We start from the raw sequence: 21,675 nt of genomic DNA on the forward strand, positions 1-21,675 counted from the left end.
AACAAGTTTCCTCCTTAATCAATCGATTACTCTTACGCCCTCTACAAGGATATTGATCTTCTCTATAGTCAAACCGGTAAATTCCTCCACCCGGTATTTCACATTGCTGATGAGATTGTCGGACACGGCAGAGATACTCACGCCGTATGCTACGATCACGTGAAATTCCAGAGTGATCTTATTATCGGTGATGATGACATTGATTCCATGCTTCAGGCTGTCTTTCTTCAGGAGCTTAACAAGCCCGTCTTTCATACTGACCGCCGCCATGCCTACGATTCCAAAACATTCGACTGCCACGCTTCCCGCATAAGTAGCGATGACATCCGTATCAATCATTATTTTACCTAATCCTGTATCAACAAGTCCATCCATGCACGGACACCTCCATAGCTTTTTTCTTGGCCGCTGCTTCGCATATTCCCCGGGCAGCCGCTTTTTCATAGAACCATTCTAACATATCTTTCCCAAAAACGAAATATTAATTTAAAATTTTTATATTTTCGCTTGCAAATCCTCTTATCTTCTGTTAAAATAACTATTGTTGTGAGTTTGTATACACGGACTTATTCTATGTTAAGGAGGTGCTACCATGGCAAAGTGTGCAATTTGTGAAAAAGGTGCTCATTTCGGGAACAACGTGAGCCATTCCCATAGAAGATCAAACAAGATGTGGAAATCCAACATCAAATCTGTTAAAGTAAAAACAGCAAACGGTGCTGCAAAGAAAATGTATGTTTGTACTTCCTGCTTAAGAAGCGGCAAAGTGGAGAGAGCGTAAAGAATGAGGAAAGGCCTTGTCCGATGAGACAAGGTCTTTTTTTCTCCTCTTCTATCTTCTATTTCATTCAGCAGCAGAAAAGATTATACCCTACCAGCATACAGAGTGCCGCAAGTAATACCATAAGGAAGCTCTTTGGAAAGATCAAGGCAAGAAACAGCCCTACTCCAATCCAAAAAAGTAAAAATCCGATGAGTCTCTGCACAGTTCTCTGTTTCTCCTTTTGCCTGTTTACTTTAATATATGCACAAAGCCGCCATGAATGACTTCCCGGCGGCTTTTTTATGTGCGGTATCCTCTTTACTCTTCTGTTTTGTCTTCTTCTTTGGCTTCCTCTGCCTCTTTCTTCTCAGATCCTGCTTTCTTCACAGTCTCTTTTGCAGCAGCCACTTCCTCTTTTTTACCATCCGTGAATTTATTCACAAAATCAGGGACCATATCCAAAATCTTGGTAATGCCGTCCTGATTCTTTACATTGACCAGCTTTGTGCTGCCATTGGAGATCACCAGCACCGCACTTGGGGAAACCTTGCCGCCCATACCGCCGCCGCCGTTGTTCTTCTTGTCATCCGCAAATGCACCTGCAGCCACACCAAAAGATACATCGATCAGTGGAAGGATAATGGTATCTCCCACCGTGATCGCCTCCCCTACCACTGTTTTGGTGGTGATAAAGCTGTCCATCCCCTTGAAGAGGGAATCCACCGTTGTCTTGAAACTATTATCTGAAGCCATAGTTGTTTCCTCCTTATTGTTTATTTTCTTGTAACTGTTAAGAACCCTCACAGTTACAGGCAAAAATCCATGCAAAATCGCCTTTGGCGATGGGATTTTTGCTTGGCCGTGGTACACTTTCTTACGGTCAGCGCAGTGAATGCGCAGACCTACTGAAAGTTACATTTTCTTTCACATTCCGGGCATTTGGGCCCGGAAGGCGTTACTTGTCTTTCTTGAATTTTTTTCTCAATTCCTTTACATTGGAATCCCTAAACAGTCTCCAGACTGTACGGACAAATACCACGCCGTACATTCTTCCGTAGAGCTGTACCCTGCCCTCCAGAATAACTCTGTCAAAATACGGATGGAGGGAAAATCCCCTTCCGTAAAACGGATAGAAGATACTGGCCGCTGCAAGCACCTGCCCTGTAAGGGCGGGATCATCAAATCCAAAATAAAGATCACCTTTTATTTTTCTGGGCCGTACATGTCCCATAATGGTACCCAGTTCTCCAAATACCAGTGTCTTTACTCCTAAAAAAGATTCGGAAGCCAGTAATTCCTTTACCTCTTTTATTTTACCATAAATTTCTTTGGCTGTCCGCCTAAAATCTGCAAAAGCTGCCTTGATCTTTCCCGGCAGAGCAAGGATCTTTTTCAGAATCTCTGCAATTTTCACGAAAATCCTGCGAATCTTGTCTAGGGGATTCCGCTTTTGCTTTGGCCCTTTCTTTGGCTTTGGCTCTTCCTTTAGATTTACCGCTGCCGCTTTGGCATTTTGGCCGGCCTGCTCTTTTGTTTCCAACAGCGCCTGCTTAACGCTGCGCGGCTGTTCCGAAACTGCTTCCGCCTGCTCTGCAGTTTCCTTTTCCTTGTCCACAAGTGCTTTTTGTTCTTCTGTTCCTTCCTTCTCCGGTACAGCGGATCTTTTCTCCTCCGCTGCGGTAAGCTCAGGCTTTTTCTTTGGCTTTTTCTTCTGCCTCTTCTGTCTCCAGGCAGCAATTTTTTTCAATACCACATCCACGGGTATTCCCAGAAAACGAATGGAAAGCTGCATTCCCTCCGTCTCGGAACCGTATCTGCCTGTGACAAAGATCAAATGGAACAGCCAGGAGATCCTCACTTTTGCCTCATATTTTCCGTCCTCCCGGTAAGCACTTCCATAGTACCGCACAGGCACAAAGGCCAATGACAGCAGAAGGAGAAGAAGCAGACACAATATTACCAGCAGCAGAATTCCGATTATTTTTAGTATACCCAAAATTATATGTATCAGCATCATCTTCCCACCTGTCAGTCTCTTTTTTTCTCCCGGGCTGTCTTTTCAAGGAGCCAGCCGCGGATATCCATAGCGCCTGTATCCTCATAGACTTCTTTTGCAATCTGTTCCACCAGGTCCACAGCCTCATAATATCCCGAGCAGAGTCCCACGATCATGGGACAGTTTCTCCTGACTGGTTTCTGCAGCAAATAATTGGCAGAAATTATTTCCAGTGAATTAGCCGGGTTGACAGCAAGGGTCACAAGATAAACATCAATGACCCCCGCACCCTGATTGATCTTCCGTATCAGCTTTTTTTGTTTCTTTTTTGCATTATCGCCAACATACAGATTCTTATACCAGTTTAACATAAATTTCCATCCTTATTTGGATTCCTTCAGCCTTCTCTCAATTGCATTTACAACAGATTCCAGCACCTTGATGCGGGCATAATACTTGTCATTGCCCTCCACGATGATCCATGGCGCGTAGGAGGTTGAGGTCCGGATGACCATCTCATTGACTGCCTCCTCGTACTGGTCCCACTTTTCCCGGTTTCTCCAGTCTTCATCCGTAATCTTCCACTGTTTTTCCGGATTTTCCATGCGCTCTTTAAATCTGCGCTCCTGCTCGTCCTTATCAATGTGCATCCAGAACTTCAGTACAATAGCTCCTGAATGGGCCAGATGAGCTTCCATGTCATTGATCTCTTTATAGGCCCGCTGCCACTCTTCCTTTGTACAGAATCCCTCAATCCGTTCCACCATCACTCTTCCGTACCAGGTACGGTCAAATATGGCAACATGGCCCGCCTTTGGCATGTCCTTCCAGAACCGCCACAGGTAATGATGGTTTTTCTCCACCGCAGAGGGTGCTGCCGTAGGGTTCACCACATACCCCCTGGGGTCCATGGCCTCTGTAAGGCGTTTGATGGCACCGCCTTTGCCTCCCGCATCCCAGCCCTCAAATCCCAGTACCACAGGGATTCTGCGGCTGTACAGCTCGCTGTGGAGGATTGCCATGCGGTCCTGTAAGTCCTTTAATTTCTTCTTGTACTCTTCCTTTGTATAGGCCAGCGTCAGGTCCGCTTTGCTTAAAGTGGAGGATTCCAAAACCTTTTTGGGGAGAGGTTCATACTCTTTTGTCTCTGTATCAGTCCCAGCTTCCGCTTTCTTTGTCTCTTCTTTTGCCAGTTTTTCTGCCTTGACTTCCTCTATCTTCTCCGTCAGGCTGTCTATCACGGAGGAGAGGATCTTCACAGTGGCAAAACGGCGGTCCATGGCCTCAATGATGGTCCACGGGGCACACTCGGTCTCAGTCTTCTCCAGCATTTCCTCCAGCATGGCTTTGTAAGTGCCATATTCCTCGTTGCGGTTTAAATCTGCCTTGCTGACTCTCCAGGCTGTCTCCTTATTATCCAGAAGCTTGTCAAAACGCCTCTTCTGCTCCTTTCTGCTGATATGCATAAAGAATTTTATCAGTACCGCACCATCATCTGTCAGAGTTTTCTCAAATGTATTGATTTCCTGGTAGGCATACATAAGCTCTTCCGGTGAAAGCTTCTCCTCAAACCGGTCCACAGACACTCTTCTGTACCAGCTTGTATCAAAAATAGCGATTCTTCCCTTCTCCGGTGTCTTAGTCCAGAAGCGCCACAAAAACGGATACATGCGCTCCTCCTTGGACTCCTGCTTGATGGCAAAAACCTTAAATCCCCTTGGGTCCAGCGGATGGATCAGTTTATTGATCTGCACTCCTTTTCCGGCTGCTCCGAACCCTTCAAAAAGGATCATAACCGGAATCCCCAAATCTCTGCATTCTCTCTGCAGGCGGGAAAGGGTCCCTTCCAGGATCTCCATCTTTTCTTTGTACTCTTCTTTCCCCATCTCTTTTGTTAAATCAATCTGCTCTAACATATGGCTACCTCCTCCATTTTTTATGAAAGCTGTCATAGCGGGTTACCTGGTGCCAAAACCTGTAACGTAAAAGTACAAAAAGGGGCTGGAAAAACCAGTCCCTTTCGTCAGCTGAATAACTAAAAATACTTTTTGTTTCCCCAAAGATTTGATTTTTTCAAATCCAGGTATTCATTATAAGCCTTTTCCAGAATCTGCTTTTCGTTGGAAAACCGTAATAGATGGTAAGCTTCATGGAACTTGTAAAAACCGGAATCTACAAAATATTCATCTCTCTGTGGCCGGCTGTAATAGCTGCCTGCCGCCATGAGATACCAGTAAACGTCCTTTTCCACAGTATCTTCCGGCACACAAAAACTATACTGGCTTTTACCTACATATTTGATGATATTCGCAGCTACGCCTGCCTCCTCCTTCACTTCACGCAGCGCTGTATCCTTATAGTCTTCGCCTTCCTCAACTGTCCCTTTCGGCAAAACCCAGCCCTCATATTTGTGCTTATAGGATTTGTACAAGGTCAGTATCTTTCCCCGATATATTACCACCCCGCCACAGCTCGTTGCTTCAATCATAGTGCAAGTCCTCCTGTAAAACCCTTTTCCGGGTCAGCGTTGTGTTTCGTTGGTATTAGTATAACTCTTTTTGGATACCTGTGCAAGGGATAAAATGGAAACTGCACAGGGGGATGGGAGGTGGAATGCGGACGGAAGAGGAAGGGAGCGGGCGGGAGGCGGGATTGCCTGTGAGCGAAGCGTTCCGCTGCCACGGAGCTAACCTGCTCCCAGTCACTAAATTCATCGGCAGTGGCCTCTTCATTAAGTGTCTGGGGCAGGTGGATCTCCGCGGCGCTCCACTAAGACATCGCTCACAGGCAATCCCGCCTCCCGCCCGCTCCCTTCCTCTTCCTGGTTTTGACTGCCCCGCGTAGTTTCATAGGTGGGAAAAAGAGTTTCATGCGGTAGGTTTTGGAATGTGTGGTGCTGCATTTCTGGTCATGAAAATGCAGGGCAGCTAACATATAAAAGTAAAGGCCATTTATTGGGCTAGGTTATTTTTAATAATAGAATTCGTTGAAGACTTCGTGGGCTATGGGGACGGCTACGGAGCTGCCGGTTCCGGCGCCTTCGGCTATGACGGCTATGGCGATCTGGGAGTCTCCCATTGTGGAATATCCTACAAACCAGGAATGGGTCCTGATATCTCCGTCGGAGCCGTAGTATTCGGCTGAACCGGTTTTGCCGGCGGCGCTGTAGTTTTCTCCGCTTAAAGAGGATGCGGTCCCACGGTTTACTACCTCCTCCATGAGGCTTTGCATGGTGCGGGCCTCGCTGGTCTCTAAGAGCTGTTTGTATTCTGCAGGCTTGGTGGTTTTTACTATGTCTCCGTTTACATTTTCCACGTGGTCTACATAGTATGGCTTCATCAGTACGCCGTCATTGGCAATGGCACTGACGATCATAGCCATGTGCATGGGGGAAACCAAGGTGTTGCCCTGTCCGATGGAAGTCTGCATCAGGAGCGGATTGCCGGGGTGGTCACCTAAGTCAAATCTGCTTTTATTGTATTCGATGGGAATGGGTAGTTTGCTGTTAAACAAAAGGCTTTCCGCTGTCTGTGTCAGTTTTGATCTGCCCAGGTCCACACCGATGCTTGCGAACGCACTGTTGCAGGATTCGGCAAAGGCTGTGGTGAAATCCTCCTCCCCGTGTACTTCTCCGTCATAGCAGGTGATGGTGTGGTCATCCATGGTAATGCTGCCGCTGCAGTTGTAGGAAAATCCGTCTATGCTGCCGTGGGCTTTTAAGTATGCCAGGGCTGTCACGATCTTAAATGTGGAACCCGGCGGATACGCCCCCTGTGTGGCCCGGTTCAAGAGACTGCTGTTGGAGCTGTCACTGACCAGATAATCCCAGTCCTGCGCCACGGTGTTCGGGTTGAAGTCCGGCTTGCTTACTGATGCCAGAACGGCCCCGGTCTTTGGGTCCAGGACCACCACGGCGCCACGGTTGTCACCCAGGGCATTGTAGGCTGTCTGCTGCAGAGACGTGTCCAGTGTACTGACTACATTGTCACCCTGGTTTTTTTCGCTTTTCAGCTCGTTGGCTGCCTGGGAGAGATAGCCGTCATGGGAGGACATGAGCTGGAAATTCGCCAGGGATTCCAGACCGTTTTTGCCGTTGGCATCATATCCCACCACGTGGGCAAACACGTTGTTGTAAGGATATACCCTGGTTTCGGAACCGTCATCATTTACCTGGGTATAGGCCAGAGTCTGTCCGTCGGCTGACAGAATGCTGCCGCGGACCACCCGGTCCTCGAACTGGTCCTGCCTGGTATTGTAAGGGCTGCTGATCACACCCTCACGCTTCACCACCTGGAAATAAACCATATAGCCAATCAAAGAAATAAAGATGCAAACGAAAAAATAACTGACTATGGCATATTCCCGGTTTCGGGCTCTCTTAGCCTTTAATTCTTTTTTCTCTAACGCCTTCTCTTCCTTTAAGAGACGCTTCTCTTCTTTTTTCTTTTTGCTTTTCAAGTTCTTCATCCTCGTCTTCTCTCAAAATATATAACCCCTGGATAATCGCCAGCATAATAATGGTGCTTAATACAGAGCTTCCGCCGTAGCTGACAAGGGGAAGGGTAATTCCCGTCATGGGGATAAATTTTGTCACGCCGCCGATGGTGAGAAATACCTGAAACGCATACTCCGTTCCCAGTCCCAGCGCGATCAGCTTATAAAATGGTTTCTTTATCTGTAGGGAAATGTTGACTACCAGCAGGAACATGCTCATACAGATCAGGATCAGGCACATGGCAAAAAGCCCGCCCAGCTCCTCGCAGATCGCCGCAAACATATAATCCTGTTTTACAAAAGGGATCATATTGGGGGAACCCTGGCAAAGACCCATCCCAAAAAGCCCGCCTGTTCCAATGGCAAAAAGTCCCTGTACGATCTGGTAACCGGCCCCCTCATAAACAGAAAAGGGGTTCTTCCAGGCCACCACCCTCTGGCGCACATGGCCAAAGAGAAAGTAAGCACCCACAGCAGCCACACAGCCGGAGCCCAGTCCCGCCAATAGGTAAAGCGGCTTCTTGGTGGCCACATACAGCATGACCACATATGTGATAAAAAACACCAGGGCGCTTCCAAGGTCCCTAGATACCACCAGCACCAGCACATAAGCTGCGGCGATCGCGGTTGTGATCACGTGGTCTTGAAAGGTGGCTTTTTTCCTGTAAAGTCTGCAGGCTACAAAGAACACAAAAATTATCTTAACAAACTCTGAAGGCTGGAATGCAAATCCGCCCAGGGAAATATTGATCTTGGCTCCATTGACATTCTTGCCCAGAACCAGCACCACAAGGAGCAGCAGCATACCTGCTCCGGCATAAAACCAGGTCCATTTGTTCAAAAATGTCAGCTTTCTTATCATGACCGGAATTACCATGGCAATGACTGTGGCGATCACTACGATCCGGAACTGTCTTACCGCAGAATCCGTATCCAGCCTTGCCAGCATGATAAACCCCACAGAGAGCAGCATACACATATGGTTCAGCAAAAGCAATGACGCCTTTTTGTAAAAAATCCTGTAAAGTACCTGAACCGCTATAAAATACAGAAGCTGGGCTCCAAAGAAATAAATGACTTCCATCTTCTCTGTTTTCAGGAAGATAACAAGAAAAGCCACAAAGTCCATGAAGAAGATCACAATAAGCTGTTTTCTCAATATATACCGCTTATCATCCTCCGCTTTGTATTTGAATACACTGAAACTCTCCAGCGTATAGAGGGCTGCCAGTATCAGCAGCAGATATTTGGAAAGTTCTACAATTAAATTTATCAATTCTTCACCTACTCCACGCCCCGTTTAAAATGTCCCTTTGTAAAGTCAGGCACCTGGCCGGGCACGTCTTTATTTTTCTTGTAAACATCCAGAAACAAATCGAGCAGTCTTCCAGTTTCAGCTTTCCCTTCTATGGTAAAGTTCATACGGACTGCTGAGACAGATGCGGCTTTTACCTGGTCTGCCTCCCTTAAAAGTCCTGTGGGAACACTGTTGTAGATCACATTATAGCAGAAGCCGCATACACACTGGGTATGAAAATAATTCCCGTACCTGTCCTTCAGGCGGGTAAATCCGCTTTTTTTATCACAGGTGCTGCAGGTCTTTTTCAGACACTGGGCAGATATCATCATGGGGTAATACCCATAGATGATCCATTCACTGTTCTCATTGTCTCTGCGGCGTATCTCACCGCCGTTCAGCTCCAGAGGAACCGTGGTGCGAAGCGCTCCCTGATCCTCCAGAAAAGCCTTCGCTTCATCATTAAACGCATATAAGGCGTAATCGCAGACTGCTTTTTTTGCAAGCCCCAGACGGTTTAGGTATCCCAGCTCTTCCAGATTCCGGACCAGGAAACCATCCAGACACCCTGCCAGATTTTCAAGCTCCGCCTCTTTGCCCTCCAGGATCTTTTCTCTCTGGATATAGGGAAATGCCAGATAACACTCTTTGCCGAATTCTTTTATATATTCCATGGCATACCTGGTCTTTTCTTCAAAGCTGTCTCCCCAGAACATGGATATGCTGCAGTAAATGCCGTCCACTTCCCCACGTCTTAAAGCTTCCTCCATCTGCTCCCAGGTCTCCACAGATACATAGAAACGTTTGGAGTCGGCTGCTGCCTTCTCTATACGTTCCGGCTTTGCAGTCCGCACAGGCAAAGTTCTTCTGTACGGGGAAAGACACTCTTTTGTCAGTGCCTCCAGGCCTTTTCTGCGCAGTTCATTCAGACTCTGCATAGGCAGAAAACCCTGTTCGTCGGTCTGCACATCCAGACCTTCAAAGACAAATGGGGTATTTCCTGTCTTTTCCATCTGCTTTTTCACCCGCTCCGCGCTGAGGGGCTGCTTCTGTGCGGCCTGTACCATTTCCCCTTCCACCTGTATATGGTGGGTTCCATATTCCAAATCCAGTATAGCAGGGCTTCCGCAAAAGAGGATTACATTTCCATAAATTTTTTCTTGCAATTTCTTATCAACATATTGAACTTTCAATTGCGAAAATAATTCCTCATCCCGTTTCCCTGCCCCCTTTTCTCTGTTGTCCTGGGCTTTCAGATTCTGCACAGCGATCATATTCCTGCCGTTGTGCTGTTTATAATATCCCTCATGGAATCCGTCTCTTTGGTATAATTTTAAAAGCTCCTGCCTGTCACTTTCCAGAACACGGTACCCCTTTGGGTTCTTTTCATATAGATCAAGATACTTTCTGTAAATTCTCGTAACACCGGCCGCATATTCCGGCTTTTTCATCCGCCCTTCGATTTTCAGGGAATAGACCCCTGCTTTTAAAATCTCCGGAAGGATGTCAATGGTACACATATCCTTTGGGCTCAAAGGGTATTCCTCCCCTTTATTGCCCAGTTTTTTCTCCCCGTCATACACTTCATAGGGAAGTCTGCAGGGCTGGGCACATCTTCCTCTGTTGCCGCTCCTGCCTCCCAGCATACTGGAAAACAGGCACATACCGGAATAACAGTAGCACAGCGCTCCATGGATAAAACTCTCGATCTCCACACCTGTTTCCCGGTAGATCCTGTGGATCTCCTCCAGGGACAACTCACGGGCTGTCACGATCCTGGACGCCCCTGCCTCTTTTAAAAGTTTCGCGCCCCAGGGTCCGGTCACAGCCATCTGGGTGCTCACATGGATGGGAAGGCCGGGAAATTCCCTTTTAATAAAAGACAGGACACCATAGTCCTGTACGATCACACCGTCCACGCCCTGCTGGTAATAAGGAGCCAGATAGGTGTATAGCTGTTCCGTAAGCTCCCTGTTTTTAAGCAGGGTATTCACTGTCATATAAATTTTCCTGCCGTGCAGATGAGTATAATCTATAGCCTCAAGTAATTGGTCCGTGTCCGGGTTTTTGGCATATGCCCTGGCTCCGAACATCTGGCCGCCAATATAGACCGCATCCGCCCCCGCAGTGACAGCAGCCCGAAGCCCTTCATAAGAGCCGGCAGGTGCCAGCAGTTCTGCTCTCATAATCTGTCTCCTCCAAAATTCACGTTATCATAATTTTCTATATAAAATAATAAAAGGACGTGTTCCTTCTGTCCGGAGCGCGCCCTATCATTCTATGTTCCGGAAGTTTTACACGCAGCCATTATTCTTCACAATAAAAAATACGTCAGGCATACTTTCTATTATTTTAAAAGTTCTTCCAGTTCTTTTTCCAGTTCCTCTATTCTGTTCTGCAGCTTATCTATCTGTTCATTTTTTAGGGCAACATCTTTTCTGGCATTCTCAAGCTGCACCTGGCTGGTGATCAGATCATGTTTTAAATCATACATTTCCCTGTCCTTTGCCTCCAGATCCTCCTCGAAAATTTCCGCCTGCCGCTTTGCCTTAAAATAGTCATCAGCCACATTCAGGCTCAGAAGCGTGTGTTTTGTCTCCACGGACTGACGGCTGTAACCTGGGAGCTGTCCCAGTTCCGTCATTTTATTATTCATATAAGATGCAACCTTCTGCAGGTATTCTTCACTTTCATATCCGCTCAGGGTAATAATCTTGCCTCCGATTAAAACCTGTGTAGTATTCTTAACTGCCATTAAAGGGCTCCTCCCGATTTTCATTCATGATAACAGAAAGTACCAAAAGAGGCAACAGTTCAGCTGTCTGAACTGTTATCAAAAGAGCGCTTTCCATCATCTGCATTTTATTTCCGCGAACAACGAACCAAAGTCAAGCTCGCTTGACTGCCGCGAGGGTCAAATACTCTGTTGCTTGCAGCGGGGTATTTGACTTCCACTGTCTATTATAATCGAAATATGCAGAAAAACAACCTTTTTCTCATTCCCCTGTCTGATTCAGCCCCAAATGGTGGTATGCCAGCTCACTTGCCACCCTGCCTCTGGGAGTGCGCAGAAGAAATCCATTCTTAATAAGATAAGGTTCATAGACATCTTCAATGGTACCGGAATCCTCACCGATCGCTGCGGCAAGGGTATCCAGCCCCACCGGTCCCCCGGAAAAACGCTGAATGACTGTGGTGAGTAAAAGCCGGTCGGTCTGATCCAGTCCATATCGGTCCACTTCCAAAAGGTCCATAGCAAAATCCGCAACCTCTTTGGTGATCTTCCCGTCATACCGTACCTGGGCAAAGTCCCTGACTCTCTTTAAGAGCCTGTTCGCCAGCCTTGGCGTTCCCCGGGAACGCTTTGACATCTCCCAGGCTCCCTCCTCGTCAATCTCCACGCCCAAGACCTTTGCAGAATGCAGAATGATGGTTTTCAGTTCCTCCTCCGTATAAAATTCCAGGTGGTGCACCACCCCAAACCTGTCACGAAGAGGTGCTGTCAAAAGACCTGCCCTTGTTGTAGCACCCACCAGTGTGAATTTCGGAAGGTCCAGCCGGATAGAGCGGGCCGCAGTACCTTTTCCTATCATAATATCTATGGCATAGTCCTCCATGGCCGGGTAGAGCACCTCCTCCACCTGCCGGTTCAGCCTGTGAATCTCATCCACAAAGAGCACATCATGCTCCTGCAGATTGTTGAGGATAGCTGCCATCTCCCCCGGCTTTTCAATGGCCGGACCGCTGGTCACTTTCATATGTACCCCCAGCTCATTGGCTATGATGCCCGCAAGGGTGGTCTTCCCCAGTCCCGGAGGGCCGTAGAACAATACATGGTCCAATGCATCATTCCTCTGTTTTGCAGCCTCTATGTAAACTTTCAGGTTATTCTTTGCCTTTTCCTGGCCAATATAGTCATCCAGATACTGCGGGCGCAGATTTCCTTCTATTTTCAGGTCTTCTTCTATTACGTCTGTGGTAATCACTCTCTTTTTATCCATGCTCTCATCCCGCTAAAAATTCATTTTTTTAAGTGCCTGCTTCAATATCTCTTCCACATTCATGTCAGGAGACATATCCACCTGCTTCACAGCCCGCAAAGCCTCGCTGCCGGAATATCCAAGGGCAGTGAGCGCCTGCACAGCTTCCTTTCTGGCATCCGCAAGGTCCCCTGTCTCCGCCTGGGAAGCATCCTGCACATGCATGGTCTTGGTATCAAAGGCCTCCTGCAGATCCAGCTTGTCCTTCAGCTCCAGGATCATCTTCTGGGCTGTCTTTTTCCCCACACCGGGGGCTCTGGAGATGGTCTTCACATCATCAGACAGCACTGCAAACCGAAGTTCATCCGCAGACAGTCCGGAGAGGATTCCCAGTGCTGCCTTGGGCCCGATCCCACTGACCCCCAAAAGCATCCGGAACATCTTCAAATCATCCCGTGTGAGAAAACCATATAACTGCATGGCATCCTCCCTCACATGGAGATGTGTATGTATCTTTACTTCCTGTCCCGGACGGAGGGTGCCGTCCAGAGCCGATGCAGGCATAGAGATATTATACCCTATAGTTCCGCACTCCAGAATCAATTTATCCTCTTCTATTTCAACCACTTCGCCTTTTAAGTATGCAATCATGTCAAGTCCTTTCCAGGTATTCGTTTCATAATCTCACCGGATAATATGCCAATGAGCAGTCCGGTCAGAAGCCCGGCTATCAGAAGCACGGGAAGATAGTAAAAAAGGTTCACATTCTCCACCACACAGACTGCTATGAGGATTTGTCCAATATTATGTGTCACGCCGCCGGCAATGCTCACGCCTGCCACGGAAAACCCGCCGTTTTTTTTCAGCAGCACCATCACCAGAAGGCTCAAAGCCGCTCCGGCCAGACTGAATAATATGGAAAACAAATTTCCAAACATAAATCCAATCACCAGTATCCTTATAAAAGAGACTACTGCTGCCTCTCTCCATCCAAACAGGTAGAGCAAGATCACAGTGACCAGATTTGCCAATCCCAGCTTAATTCCAGGGATTCCCGCAAAAACCGGGAGCAGAGTTTCCACATATCCGAATATAATGGCAACCGCTGCAAACAGCCCCATGTATGCTGTCTTCTTCATATCCTTATCTCCCGTATCAATTATGACGCCACCACATCCGGGGTATCCAAAGACTCATCTCCTGTGATTTCCAGCACAACCCGGTTGGGCAGGCAGACAATAGTACCGCCTTCTTTTGAGATCCTCTTCTGCTTCATACAGAGATGATCCGGGCAGTCCGCCTCTGTCATGGTTACATAACCGTCTTTGATCACACACACATTCGTATCCCCTATGTGGATAACCTGGTCCTCCTCCAAGGAATAAACCCCATATTCTTCTCCGTCCACCGTGATGCGAAGCTGTGCTTCTTTGTATGTAAACTGACCGCGTATGTAGGGGATAAACCAGCATAAAAAAGCGATCAGCAAAACTATGCCAATCAGTCCTATATCTCTTTTTTTCATTTTCATTTTAACATTCTAACATAAGAGGAGAGAAAATGCAAATGTACGTTCGCAGTGGGGGATTTTGTGATGGAAAAAGGGACGGGAAAAGAGGGGGAGGGTGGGGATGTTTGTGGCCGCTCGACGTTGCAGAGCCAGTGAACTAACCACTAACTACGACTAAGACGCTCGCCAAAGGGCTCTCGCCTAAGTCTCCGTAAGTGGTGGATTTCACAGGCTCTTCCACTTAACCTCGCTGCCACAAACATCCCCACCCTCCCCCTCTTTTCCCTGGTTTTCTCACCGTAAAATCTTTAAAAAAATTTCTGCGGCAGGTGTTGGCTGAAATGCAATATAGTTTCTAAGCGCACTTTAATAAAAATCTGGTGCATAAAGTTTAACTGCTTTTTTCCTTTGACAAAAAAACGCCAATGCCCTGCGGATTGCCGAGAAACAGGAAAGGGCTGGCGGCGGGTTTGGGGGTGAGGGGGTATGTATCCTTTGGCTCGACGTTCCAGAACCTCCGAGCTAACTGCTAACTGCGACTAAGACGCTCACCAGCGGGTTCGCGCCAAGTCTTAGTAACCAGTGGATCTCGTAGAACCTTCCACTTAACCTCCCCAAAGGATACATACCCCCTCACCCCCAAACCCGCCGCCAGCCCTTTCCGTCCCCCATCCTTATTTCTTCAATTCCACCCCACCCGTAGTCTCCACCGTTCCATCCTTTTTCACAAACACAGCCTCCACCCCAGAAGTATCTTCGATCAGCTGCCTCCCTTTTTCATACCCTAGGATCAAACAACTGGTACTAAGCGCATCGCCTTCCAAAGATCCTTCCGAAAGAATGGTCACCTGTGCCAGGTCTGTCTCCACAGGATACCCTGTCTCAGGATCCAGCACATGGTAATACAGCTTTCCGTCCACTTCAAAATATCTTTCATAGATCCCTGAAGAGACAACTGAGCTCCCCACAGAGTCCACATACGCCACAATCTCATTTCTCTCGGCAAAGGGCTTCTGGATCCCAATCTCCCAGGGACTCCCGTCTTCTTTTTTCCCGATGGTCAGCACATTGCCTCCAAGATTAATGTAGCCCCCCTCTATCCCTTCGGATACCAGATACGCCTTCAGCTTGTCCGCGATATACCCTTTGGCAAGCGCTCCCAGATCCAGCATAGTATCCGGATCATCAAAGACTACTTTATGCTCCGGTTCCAGGTGTACCTGGGAATAATTTGTTTTTTCCAGTGTTTTTTTGATTTGCGCATCATCCGGGACTTTGGGGGTTTCACTTTTAAAATCCCACAGATCTGACAGCGGCGCCACAGAGATATCAAACCTTCCGTCTGTCTTCTCATAATACTCTTTTGCGCAGGAAAGCAGGGCATATAGATCCTCTGACACCGTAACCTCATTCCCTGATCTGTGATTCAAACGGTAAAGCTCGCTTTCTTCTTTTGTTCTGCTGAATATGTTTTCAAACTTGCTGCACATGGCAAATACTTCATCCAGCAGAGTCTCTCCCTGCTCCTGGCTGTCACAAAGGACAGAAACAGAAATCATGGTGTCAAAAAAGAATCCCTTTTTTGACACCATGTCTTTTTTCTTCTGACCGCAGCCGCCCGCAAGGAGGCAGACGGCTGTCAGACATATTAAAATATATATTTGTTTCTTATTCATCAGCAGATAATCTTTCTTGGGCAGGTTTCCTGACACTTGCCGCAGTTGGTGCATTTTTCTGGATCAATATGTGCCAGATTGTCCTCAATGGTGATGGCCTGTGCCGGGCACTCGCGCTCACATTTTTTACAGGCGATACAGCCTACCTTACAGGCATTCATAACCGCTTTTCCTTTTTCTCTGGAGCTGCAGGCCACTGCGTGCTGCTGATCATAAGGGATCAGCTCAATGAGGTGCCTTGGACAGGCTGCCACACATTTTCCGCAGGCTTTGCATTTTTCCTTATCAACAAGGGCAATGCCGTTTACAATATGGACTGCATCAAAAGGACAAACTTTTACACAAGTACCGGAACCCAGACATCCAAAGCTGCAGGATTTTGCTCCGCCGTTCTGCATCTGGGAAATCATTTTACAATCTGCTACACCGGTATAATCATACAACTCTGTGGTTTTTTCACAGTCACCGGCACATTTTACGAACGCGGTCATGCGGACCGTGTCTCCCACTTCCTCGCCCATAACAGCCCCAATCTTGGCTGCCACGGGTGCTCCGCCCACAGGACAGGCATTTACGGGAGCCTCTCCTTTTGCGATGGCAGCCGCAAGGCCGTCACAACCCGGATATCCACAGCCGCCGCAGTTGTTGCCCGGAAGCTCTTCCCTGACTAAAATTTCTTTTTCATCTACTTCTACGGCAAATTTCTTTCCTGCTACTCCCAGGAAGACTCCGATAAAGAGGCCTACGCCGCCTACCAAAACCGCCGCAATTACAATTCCTGTAACCATATTTCGCGCCTCCTTAGATTATGCCGGAAAAGCCAAAGAAAGCAATGGCCATCAGACCGGCTGTCAACAGTACCATGGGGAATCCCTGGAAATATTTTGGGATATCATTGTATTCCATTTTCTCACGCAGACCTGCCATAAGTACAATGGAGATGGTAAAGCCGACTGCTGTGGCAAAACCATTTACGGTACTCTGAAGCACGTTGTACTCTTTCTGCACATTGATGACAGCAACACCCAGAACGGCACAGTTTGTTGTGATCAAAGGCAGATATACACCCAGACTCTGATACAGAGCTGGCATGGATTTTTTCAGGAACATCTCCACGAACTGTACCAGAGCTGCAATGACCAGTATGAATACAATGGTCTGTAGAAACTGCATGTTCACGTGGGGATTTGCCAGCAGATACTTATAGATCAGGCTGGTGACCAGGGAGGACAGCGTGATAACAAAGACAACTGCCCCGCCCATACCGGCTGCCGTCTCAATTTTCTTGGAAACGCCGAAGAACGGACACAATCCCAGGAACTGGCTCAGCACAACGTTGTTTACTACCGCCGCGCCGACCGCAATAATCAATAATTCTTTCATGCTCCTATCCTCCTATTTCTTCTCCGTGTTGTCGTAAAATTTGCCGCTGCAGGATTTGTTGCCGCAGGTTGCACAGCCGCCTTCCATACAGTGCACCGGATGCTGCTCTTCCTTTGGTTTCTTATCCTGGATCCTGGCACGCAGAGCCGCCAGAAATGCCAGTACAAAAAAGGCTCCCGGTGCCAGGATGAAGATGGTTGCCGGCTCATAAGCGCCCGGCATGATCTGTACTCCAAACACGGTCCCTGCACCGATCAGCTCACGGAATGCCGCCAGAATGGTAATGGAGAGGGTAAATCCAAGCCCCATACCGATACCATCGAAAATAGAAGCAACAGGAGTATTCTTGGAAGCAAAGGATTCGGCTCTTCCCAGAATGATACAGTTAACTACAATAAGAGGAATATAGATTCCCAGTGAATCATAGAGCGAAGGGATAAATCCTTCCAGTAAAAGCTCTACCACGGTAACAAAGGATGCCACGATAACAATATACGCAGGCATACGCACCTTATCCGGTATGATATTCCGAAGAAGGGAAATAAACAGATTGGACATCATAAGTACCGCTGTTGTGGTAAGTCCCATGCCAATGCCGTTGATGGCTGCTGTTGTAACTGCCAGAGTCGGACACATACCCAGTACCAGAACAAAGGTAGGATTTTCCTTGATGATACCGTTATACAGACGCTCCGCAGGTGAATTTTCTCTCATCCTATTCAGCCTCCTCTACACAATACTGGAATGCACACAGACCGGCATTGACACCGCCTGTCATGGCCTTGGATGTGATAGTCGCACCGCTCAAGGCATCAATCTGGCTGTCTGTCTGTGACCCGGTCTTGGTCACTTCAAATTTGTCAACTTTTTTATCTTTAAACTGATCCTTGAATTCATCCTTCTGGGCATTCATGCCGAGGCCGGCGGTCTCGCTGATATCCAGAATTTCAATTCCGTTCAAGGTACCATCACTCTTTATTCCCATTGAAAATGTAATATCTCCGCCGTATCCCTCGGACGTGGTCATGTTGATGGCATATCCCAGCACTTCGCCCTGTGCGTCCACAGCTTTCATCACTTCATTGACGGTCTGCGCTGTGTAGCCATTCTCGGTAAGGTATGCAGACAAATCGGCATCCTCCGCCGGAATATAGGGTTCAAAAGAATCCGCATCTGAGAAAACAGCCATATAAGCTTCCTGTTTTTTCATCTCTTTCTGCTCAGCGATAGGATCCTTTGTGATCTGATATACCAGACCCAAAAGCAGGCCGGAGATCAAAGTGATCGCGGTAAGAATTAGCGTATCTTTTAAAATTGTGCTCTTTTTCATGCTTTCTTACCTCCTTTTCCGAATGCAACCGGCATGGTGACACGCTCAATGAGAGGTACCAGCAGATTACAGAAAATGATGGCATAGGAAACACCTTCCGCTGAACCGCCGAAAATACGGAAAAGCCCGGTAAACACACCGAGACAGACGCCGTAAACCAACTGTCCTTTTTTCGTGATCGGAGTGGTCACATAATCGGTTGCCATGAACCAGGCACCCAGCATCAGACCGCCGCCGAAGAGATGTGCTGCAAGATAGCTCATATCAAAACCATGTCCGCCGAACAGCAGCACAAATACAGCAAAGGTACCGATATAGGTAAGGGGGATTCTGCAGTCGATCACTTTTGTTCCAAGCAGAATGGCTGCACCGATCAAGATAGCCAGTGCAGAGGTCTCACCGATGGTTCCCTGTACATTGCCCAGAAACAGGCTCATAACATCAACGCTCTCCCCTGCTTTTAAGGCTGCCAGAGGGGTAGCACCTGATACCGTATCCACCACTTTGCCCCAGGCATTTTCAGGAACAGCAAAATTTGTCATCCTGCCGGTAAAAGAGATCATAAGAAAACATCTGGCTGCAAGGGCCGGGTTCATAAAGTTCTGTCCCAGTCCGCCAAAAAGCTGTTTTACCACCAGAACCGCAAACACACCACCGATGACCGGTATCCACCAGGGTGCGGACGGCGGCAGGTTCAGGGCCAGAAGAAGGCCGGTGACAGCTGCACTGTAGTCCTTGATCGTCAGCTTTTTGTGCATAAAATGTTCATAGACTGCCTCTGTTGCCACACATGTCGCCATAGAGATCAAGATCAGCAAAAGCGCGTGAGGCCCAAAATTATAGATACCAAATAAAGCTGCCGGCAGCAGTGCGAGCAGTACCGTGCCCATAATGCCGCTGGTACTCACCTTCGACCGCACATGAGGCGAAGATGAAATATGTAATAAGTCACTCATGTTATTCTCCTCCTACTTTGGCTTTTTCCTGTTGGCAAGAACCATTTTTCTCATGGAACGGACAGACTGGGTCAGAGGCCTTTTAGCCGGACAGACAAAGCTGCAGCAGCCGCACTCCACACACTCCATACCATTGAATTTCACAAACAGTTCTTCCTGTCCCTCTTCCGCATATGTTGCAAGACGGGAAGGAACCAGCCTTGCGGGACATCCGCTGACACAGCGTCCGCAGTTGATACAGGCCGACTTTTCATTTGCTGTCACCACGTCTTTTGTCAGACACAGGATGGCCGATGAAGTTTTAACAATGGGCACATGATAATCAAACATGGCAAAGCCCATCATAGGGCCGCCGGAGATCACTTTCTCCACAGAGCCTTTAAAGCCCCCGGCTGCCTCGATCAGTTCCGCGAAACTGGTGCCGGTCTTTACCCGGAAGTTCTGGGGATTGGCTATGCCGTCCCCTGTCACGGTGACTATTTTTTCAATTACAGGACGTCCCTCCAAGACAGCCCTGCAGATAGCGCATACCGTATCAACATTGTCCACAACACATCCCACATCCGCGGGAAGCATGGAGGAATTCAGTTCTCTGTCTGTAACGGCATTGATCAGACAGCGCTCTGCGCCCTGTGGGTATTTTGTCTTGAGGGTCTTCACCTCTATACGCGGCTCATCCTTCACAAACTCTGTCATCTTTGCAACACAGTCAGGTTTGTTGTCCTCAATACAGATACAACCCTTTGCATTATCAAAGAGTTTCAGCATGCATTTCAGCCCGCCTACTACCAGCTCAGGCTGCTCCATCATCCGTCGGTAATCAGATGTCAGATAAGGCTCACACTCGGCTCCGTTCACCAGGACATACTCAATTTTGTCCGGTTCCTTCGGAGACAGCTTCACATGGGTGGGGAAACCGGCTCCGCCCATACCGACAACACCGCCGTCCTGAATCTTTTTGATGATTTCCTCTTTGGAAAGAGAATCCAGAGAGTCCACCTTTTGCATTTCAATGCTCTCGTATTTCCCATCATTCTCCACGGTAATGGCATCCACCATATTTCCCATGTTATTCCGTACCTTGCCTACCGCAGTTACGGTACCGGAAACGGATGCGTGGATGGGTGAGGAAACAAAACCTCCCGTCTCAGCAATTTTCTGCCCGGCCAGTACATGGTCACCTTTCGCCACAATGGACTTTGCAGGTGCGCCTATGTGCTGTGATAACGGATAGACCAGCTCTTGTTTCGGCAGGTAATCCGTTATAGGCTTGTCTTTTGACAGTTCTTTTCCATCATAAGGGTGTACGCCGCCCTTAAAGGTTAAAAACGCCATGTGTAGTCCCTCCTTTAATTGAATATTATAAGAAGCCAGTTAATGCTTTTTGGCTTTTCTTTCTTTATGACGCCTGAATTCCGCGCGCAGTCCGGGATAAGCGTGGATCATACGCTTTCCGACAATGTTGGATTTTTTCCTTGCGGACAGATATTTATCTGAAAACTCATCCATACGTCTCTCCAGCTCCGCCTTCTTTTCCATATAATTCTCAGAAAGGGAAAAGCGCTCCTCAAGCAGTTGGGAGAACTCTGATTTCTTGGTGCCGATCTTTTCCGCAGCATCGGCCAGATTGAACGCTCTGATCTCCTCCAGTTTATCCCTGATCTCCTCTTTTGTCTCATATAGTTTTGTAGTCTGCAGGTATGCGGTCAAGTCTTCCAGCATATCCTCCACTCTGGCAAATCTCTTGCTGATGCCAAACGCAGCGACTGCGGAGGTAACAAAATCCGCACCGTACAAAACCGCAACAATACTTACGGCAATGGTTCCGATGGTAACAGGGTAAAGATTGGTCAGCCATTCCACAAAAGGCTGGAACACCTTAAACAGCAGAACGGTGAAGATACCCCAGGCAAGGGAAGAACCGAGACAGATGTACCCGTGAAGGTTGAACTTTTTTTGGCTGTAATCCCACCATCTGGTGTGGAAGATCGTCTCCATCAGCCATCCGGTTATAAATTCCAGCACAGTGGCAACCACCACGCCTCCTATGTAGAGCACCAGAAGATTCTGATCAAAATCCTTCAGGATCAGATAGACGCTGACAGCGCCAAACCCGTAAATGGTGCAGAACGGACCATTGATAAATCCTCTGTTCACAGGTTTTTTCGATTTGACGGAAACGTAACAGGATTCCCACACCCAGCCTAAAAAACTGTAGATAAAAAACCAGTTTATGATATAATACAGAGAGATTCCTGCAACTTTTAAATCCATAGATGCCTCCTTCTTA

At 47.8% G+C, this 21,675-nt stretch carries 23 protein-coding genes; 1 reads left to right on the forward strand and 22 read right to left on the reverse strand.

Annotation, left to right across the window (positions count from 1 at the left end):
- Positions 1–18: 18 nt before the first annotated feature.
- Positions 19–375: an Asp23/Gls24 family envelope stress response protein gene (locus tag C6P39_RS24630; RefSeq protein WP_033141735.1), complete on the reverse strand. Its 357-nt coding sequence runs from the start codon at positions 373–375 to the stop codon at positions 19–21.
- 217 nt (positions 376–592) lie between these two features.
- Between C6P39_RS24630 and rpmB the strand changes: the two genes are divergently transcribed.
- Positions 593–781, forward strand: coding sequence for a 50S ribosomal protein L28 (gene rpmB / locus C6P39_RS24635; RefSeq protein ID WP_018598007.1), 189 nt, complete (start codon positions 593–595; stop codon positions 779–781).
- 300 nt (positions 782–1,081) lie between these two features.
- Here the strand turns inward: rpmB and C6P39_RS24640 are convergent, their stop codons facing one another.
- From C6P39_RS24640 to C6P39_RS24740, 21 genes are all read right to left on the reverse strand, one after another.
- Complete coding sequence (locus tag C6P39_RS24640) at positions 1,082–1,516, reverse strand: GerW family sporulation protein (RefSeq protein ID WP_095172869.1); 435 nt, start codon at positions 1,514–1,516, stop codon at positions 1,082–1,084.
- A 202-nt stretch (positions 1,517–1,718) separates the two neighbouring features.
- Entirely contained in the window at positions 1,719–2,780 is a 1,062-nt protein-coding gene (locus tag C6P39_RS24645) for a hypothetical protein (protein WP_158661686.1), read from the reverse strand.
- Positions 2,781–2,791: 11 nt separating this feature from the next.
- The gene (locus tag C6P39_RS24650) at positions 2,792–3,130 is read right to left on the reverse strand and encodes a hypothetical protein (protein ID WP_104805521.1); all 339 of its coding nucleotides are present in this window, start codon (positions 3,128–3,130) and stop codon (positions 2,792–2,794) included.
- A 12-nt stretch (positions 3,131–3,142) separates the two neighbouring features.
- Complete coding sequence (pap, locus tag C6P39_RS24655) at positions 3,143–4,675, reverse strand: polyphosphate:AMP phosphotransferase (RefSeq protein WP_095172867.1); 1,533 nt, start codon at positions 4,673–4,675, stop codon at positions 3,143–3,145.
- Positions 4,676–4,794: 119 nt separating this feature from the next.
- A complete protein-coding gene (locus tag C6P39_RS24660) occupies positions 4,795–5,247 on the reverse strand; it encodes an NUDIX hydrolase (protein WP_065541565.1) in 453 nt (150 codons plus the stop codon).
- Positions 5,248–5,729: 482 nt separating this feature from the next.
- The gene (locus C6P39_RS24665) at positions 5,730–7,226 is read right to left on the reverse strand and encodes a peptidoglycan D,D-transpeptidase FtsI family protein (protein WP_095172866.1); all 1,497 of its coding nucleotides are present in this window, start codon (positions 7,224–7,226) and stop codon (positions 5,730–5,732) included.
- Positions 7,138–8,529: an FtsW/RodA/SpoVE family cell cycle protein gene (locus C6P39_RS24670; protein ID WP_095172865.1), complete on the reverse strand. Its 1,392-nt coding sequence runs from the start codon at positions 8,527–8,529 to the stop codon at positions 7,138–7,140. Before C6P39_RS24670 ends, C6P39_RS24665 begins: the two co-directional genes overlap by 89 nt.
- A gap of 8 nt (positions 8,530–8,537) precedes the next feature.
- The gene (locus C6P39_RS24675) at positions 8,538–10,736 is read right to left on the reverse strand and encodes a U32 family peptidase (RefSeq protein WP_104805522.1); all 2,199 of its coding nucleotides are present in this window, start codon (positions 10,734–10,736) and stop codon (positions 8,538–8,540) included.
- Positions 10,737–10,897: 161 nt separating this feature from the next.
- Positions 10,898–11,305, reverse strand: coding sequence for a cell division protein ZapA (locus C6P39_RS24680; protein ID WP_065541561.1), 408 nt, complete (start codon positions 11,303–11,305; stop codon positions 10,898–10,900).
- Between the two features lie 241 nt (positions 11,306–11,546).
- Positions 11,547–12,551 (reverse strand): Holliday junction branch migration DNA helicase RuvB, encoded by a 1,005-nt coding sequence (gene ruvB / locus C6P39_RS24685; protein ID WP_065541560.1) that lies wholly within the window; start codon positions 12,549–12,551, stop codon positions 11,547–11,549.
- A 12-nt stretch (positions 12,552–12,563) separates the two neighbouring features.
- Complete coding sequence (ruvA, locus tag C6P39_RS24690; RefSeq protein WP_095172863.1) at positions 12,564–13,181, reverse strand: Holliday junction branch migration protein RuvA; 618 nt, start codon at positions 13,179–13,181, stop codon at positions 12,564–12,566.
- Positions 13,178–13,669: a Gx transporter family protein gene (locus tag C6P39_RS24695; RefSeq protein ID WP_095172862.1), complete on the reverse strand. Its 492-nt coding sequence runs from the start codon at positions 13,667–13,669 to the stop codon at positions 13,178–13,180. The genes ruvA and C6P39_RS24695 overlap by 4 nt, the downstream gene beginning before the upstream one ends.
- A 20-nt stretch (positions 13,670–13,689) precedes the next feature.
- Positions 13,690–14,061: a NusG domain II-containing protein gene (locus tag C6P39_RS24700; RefSeq protein ID WP_207657151.1), complete on the reverse strand. Its 372-nt coding sequence runs from the start codon at positions 14,059–14,061 to the stop codon at positions 13,690–13,692.
- Between the two features lie 653 nt (positions 14,062–14,714).
- The gene (locus tag C6P39_RS24705; RefSeq protein ID WP_104805523.1) at positions 14,715–15,716 is read right to left on the reverse strand and encodes an FAD:protein FMN transferase; all 1,002 of its coding nucleotides are present in this window, start codon (positions 15,714–15,716) and stop codon (positions 14,715–14,717) included.
- Positions 15,716–16,504 carry an RnfABCDGE type electron transport complex subunit B gene (locus C6P39_RS24710; protein WP_104805524.1) on the reverse strand — a complete coding sequence of 263 codons (789 nt, stop codon included), beginning with the start codon at positions 16,502–16,504 and terminating at the stop codon, positions 15,716–15,718. The genes C6P39_RS24705 and C6P39_RS24710 overlap by 1 nt, the downstream gene beginning before the upstream one ends.
- Before the next feature lie 13 nt (positions 16,505–16,517).
- Positions 16,518–17,099 carry an electron transport complex protein RnfA gene (locus tag C6P39_RS24715; protein WP_018597988.1) on the reverse strand — a complete coding sequence of 194 codons (582 nt, stop codon included), beginning with the start codon at positions 17,097–17,099 and terminating at the stop codon, positions 16,518–16,520.
- 12 nt (positions 17,100–17,111) lie between these two features.
- Complete coding sequence (gene rsxE / locus C6P39_RS24720) at positions 17,112–17,813, reverse strand: electron transport complex subunit RsxE (RefSeq protein ID WP_095172859.1); 702 nt, start codon at positions 17,811–17,813, stop codon at positions 17,112–17,114.
- Between the two features lies 1 nt (position 17,814).
- Positions 17,815–18,429 carry an RnfABCDGE type electron transport complex subunit G gene (locus C6P39_RS24725; protein WP_095172858.1) on the reverse strand — a complete coding sequence of 205 codons (615 nt, stop codon included), beginning with the start codon at positions 18,427–18,429 and terminating at the stop codon, positions 17,815–17,817.
- A complete protein-coding gene (locus tag C6P39_RS24730) occupies positions 18,426–19,385 on the reverse strand; it encodes an RnfABCDGE type electron transport complex subunit D (protein ID WP_104805525.1) in 960 nt (319 codons plus the stop codon). The genes C6P39_RS24725 and C6P39_RS24730 overlap by 4 nt, the downstream gene beginning before the upstream one ends.
- Positions 19,386–19,397: 12 nt before the next feature.
- Positions 19,398–20,720 (reverse strand): electron transport complex subunit RsxC, encoded by a 1,323-nt coding sequence (gene rsxC / locus C6P39_RS24735; RefSeq protein ID WP_104805526.1) that lies wholly within the window; start codon positions 20,718–20,720, stop codon positions 19,398–19,400.
- Positions 20,721–20,759: 39 nt separating this feature from the next.
- Positions 20,760–21,659: a putative ABC transporter permease gene (locus C6P39_RS24740; RefSeq protein WP_095172855.1), complete on the reverse strand. Its 900-nt coding sequence runs from the start codon at positions 21,657–21,659 to the stop codon at positions 20,760–20,762.
- Positions 21,660–21,675: the final 16 nt, after the last annotated feature.

The sequence above is a fragment of the Blautia marasmi genome (assembly GCF_900258535.1).
Classification (GTDB): Bacteria; Bacillota; Clostridia; order Lachnospirales; family Lachnospiraceae; genus Blautia; species Blautia hominis.

Coding starts and splice junctions, on each gene's coding strand:
- C6P39_RS24630 (WP_033141735.1), bottom strand. CDS start 375: ATGGATGGACTTGTTGATACAGGATTAGGTAAAATAATGATTGATACG.
- rpmB (WP_018598007.1), top strand. CDS start 593: ATGGCAAAGTGTGCAATTTGTGAAAAAGGTGCTCATTTCGGGAACAAC.
- C6P39_RS24640 (WP_095172869.1), bottom strand. CDS start 1,516: ATGGCTTCAGATAATAGTTTCAAGACAACGGTGGATTCCCTCTTCAAG.
- C6P39_RS24645 (WP_158661686.1), bottom strand. CDS start 2,780: ATGATGCTGATACATATAATTTTGGGTATACTAAAAATAATCGGAATT.
- C6P39_RS24650 (WP_104805521.1), bottom strand. CDS start 3,130: ATGTTAAACTGGTATAAGAATCTGTATGTTGGCGATAATGCAAAAAAG.
- pap (WP_095172867.1), bottom strand. CDS start 4,675: ATGTTAGAGCAGATTGATTTAACAAAAGAGATGGGGAAAGAAGAGTAC.
- C6P39_RS24660 (WP_065541565.1), bottom strand. CDS start 5,247: ATGATTGAAGCAACGAGCTGTGGCGGGGTGGTAATATATCGGGGAAAG.
- C6P39_RS24665 (WP_095172866.1), bottom strand. CDS start 7,226: ATGAAGAACTTGAAAAGCAAAAAGAAAAAAGAAGAGAAGCGTCTCTTA.
- C6P39_RS24675 (WP_104805522.1), bottom strand. CDS start 10,736: ATGAGAGCAGAACTGCTGGCACCTGCCGGCTCTTATGAAGGGCTTCGG.
- C6P39_RS24680 (WP_065541561.1), bottom strand. CDS start 11,305: ATGGCAGTTAAGAATACTACACAGGTTTTAATCGGAGGCAAGATTATT.
- ruvB (WP_065541560.1), bottom strand. CDS start 12,551: ATGGATAAAAAGAGAGTGATTACCACAGACGTAATAGAAGAAGACCTG.
- ruvA (WP_095172863.1), bottom strand. CDS start 13,181: ATGATTGCATACTTAAAAGGCGAAGTGGTTGAAATAGAAGAGGATAAA.
- C6P39_RS24695 (WP_095172862.1), bottom strand. CDS start 13,669: ATGAAGAAGACAGCATACATGGGGCTGTTTGCAGCGGTTGCCATTATA.
- C6P39_RS24700 (WP_207657151.1), bottom strand. CDS start 14,061: ATGAAAATGAAAAAAAGAGATATAGGACTGATTGGCATAGTTTTGCTG.
- C6P39_RS24705 (WP_104805523.1), bottom strand. CDS start 15,716: ATGAATAAGAAACAAATATATATTTTAATATGTCTGACAGCCGTCTGC.
- C6P39_RS24710 (WP_104805524.1), bottom strand. CDS start 16,504: ATGGTTACAGGAATTGTAATTGCGGCGGTTTTGGTAGGCGGCGTAGGC.
- C6P39_RS24715 (WP_018597988.1), bottom strand. CDS start 17,099: ATGAAAGAATTATTGATTATTGCGGTCGGCGCGGCGGTAGTAAACAAC.
- rsxE (WP_095172859.1), bottom strand. CDS start 17,813: ATGAGAGAAAATTCACCTGCGGAGCGTCTGTATAACGGTATCATCAAG.
- C6P39_RS24725 (WP_095172858.1), bottom strand. CDS start 18,429: ATGAAAAAGAGCACAATTTTAAAAGATACGCTAATTCTTACCGCGATC.
- C6P39_RS24730 (WP_104805525.1), bottom strand. CDS start 19,385: ATGAGTGACTTATTACATATTTCATCTTCGCCTCATGTGCGGTCGAAG.
- rsxC (WP_104805526.1), bottom strand. CDS start 20,720: ATGGCGTTTTTAACCTTTAAGGGCGGCGTACACCCTTATGATGGAAAA.
- C6P39_RS24740 (WP_095172855.1), bottom strand. CDS start 21,659: ATGGATTTAAAAGTTGCAGGAATCTCTCTGTATTATATCATAAACTGG.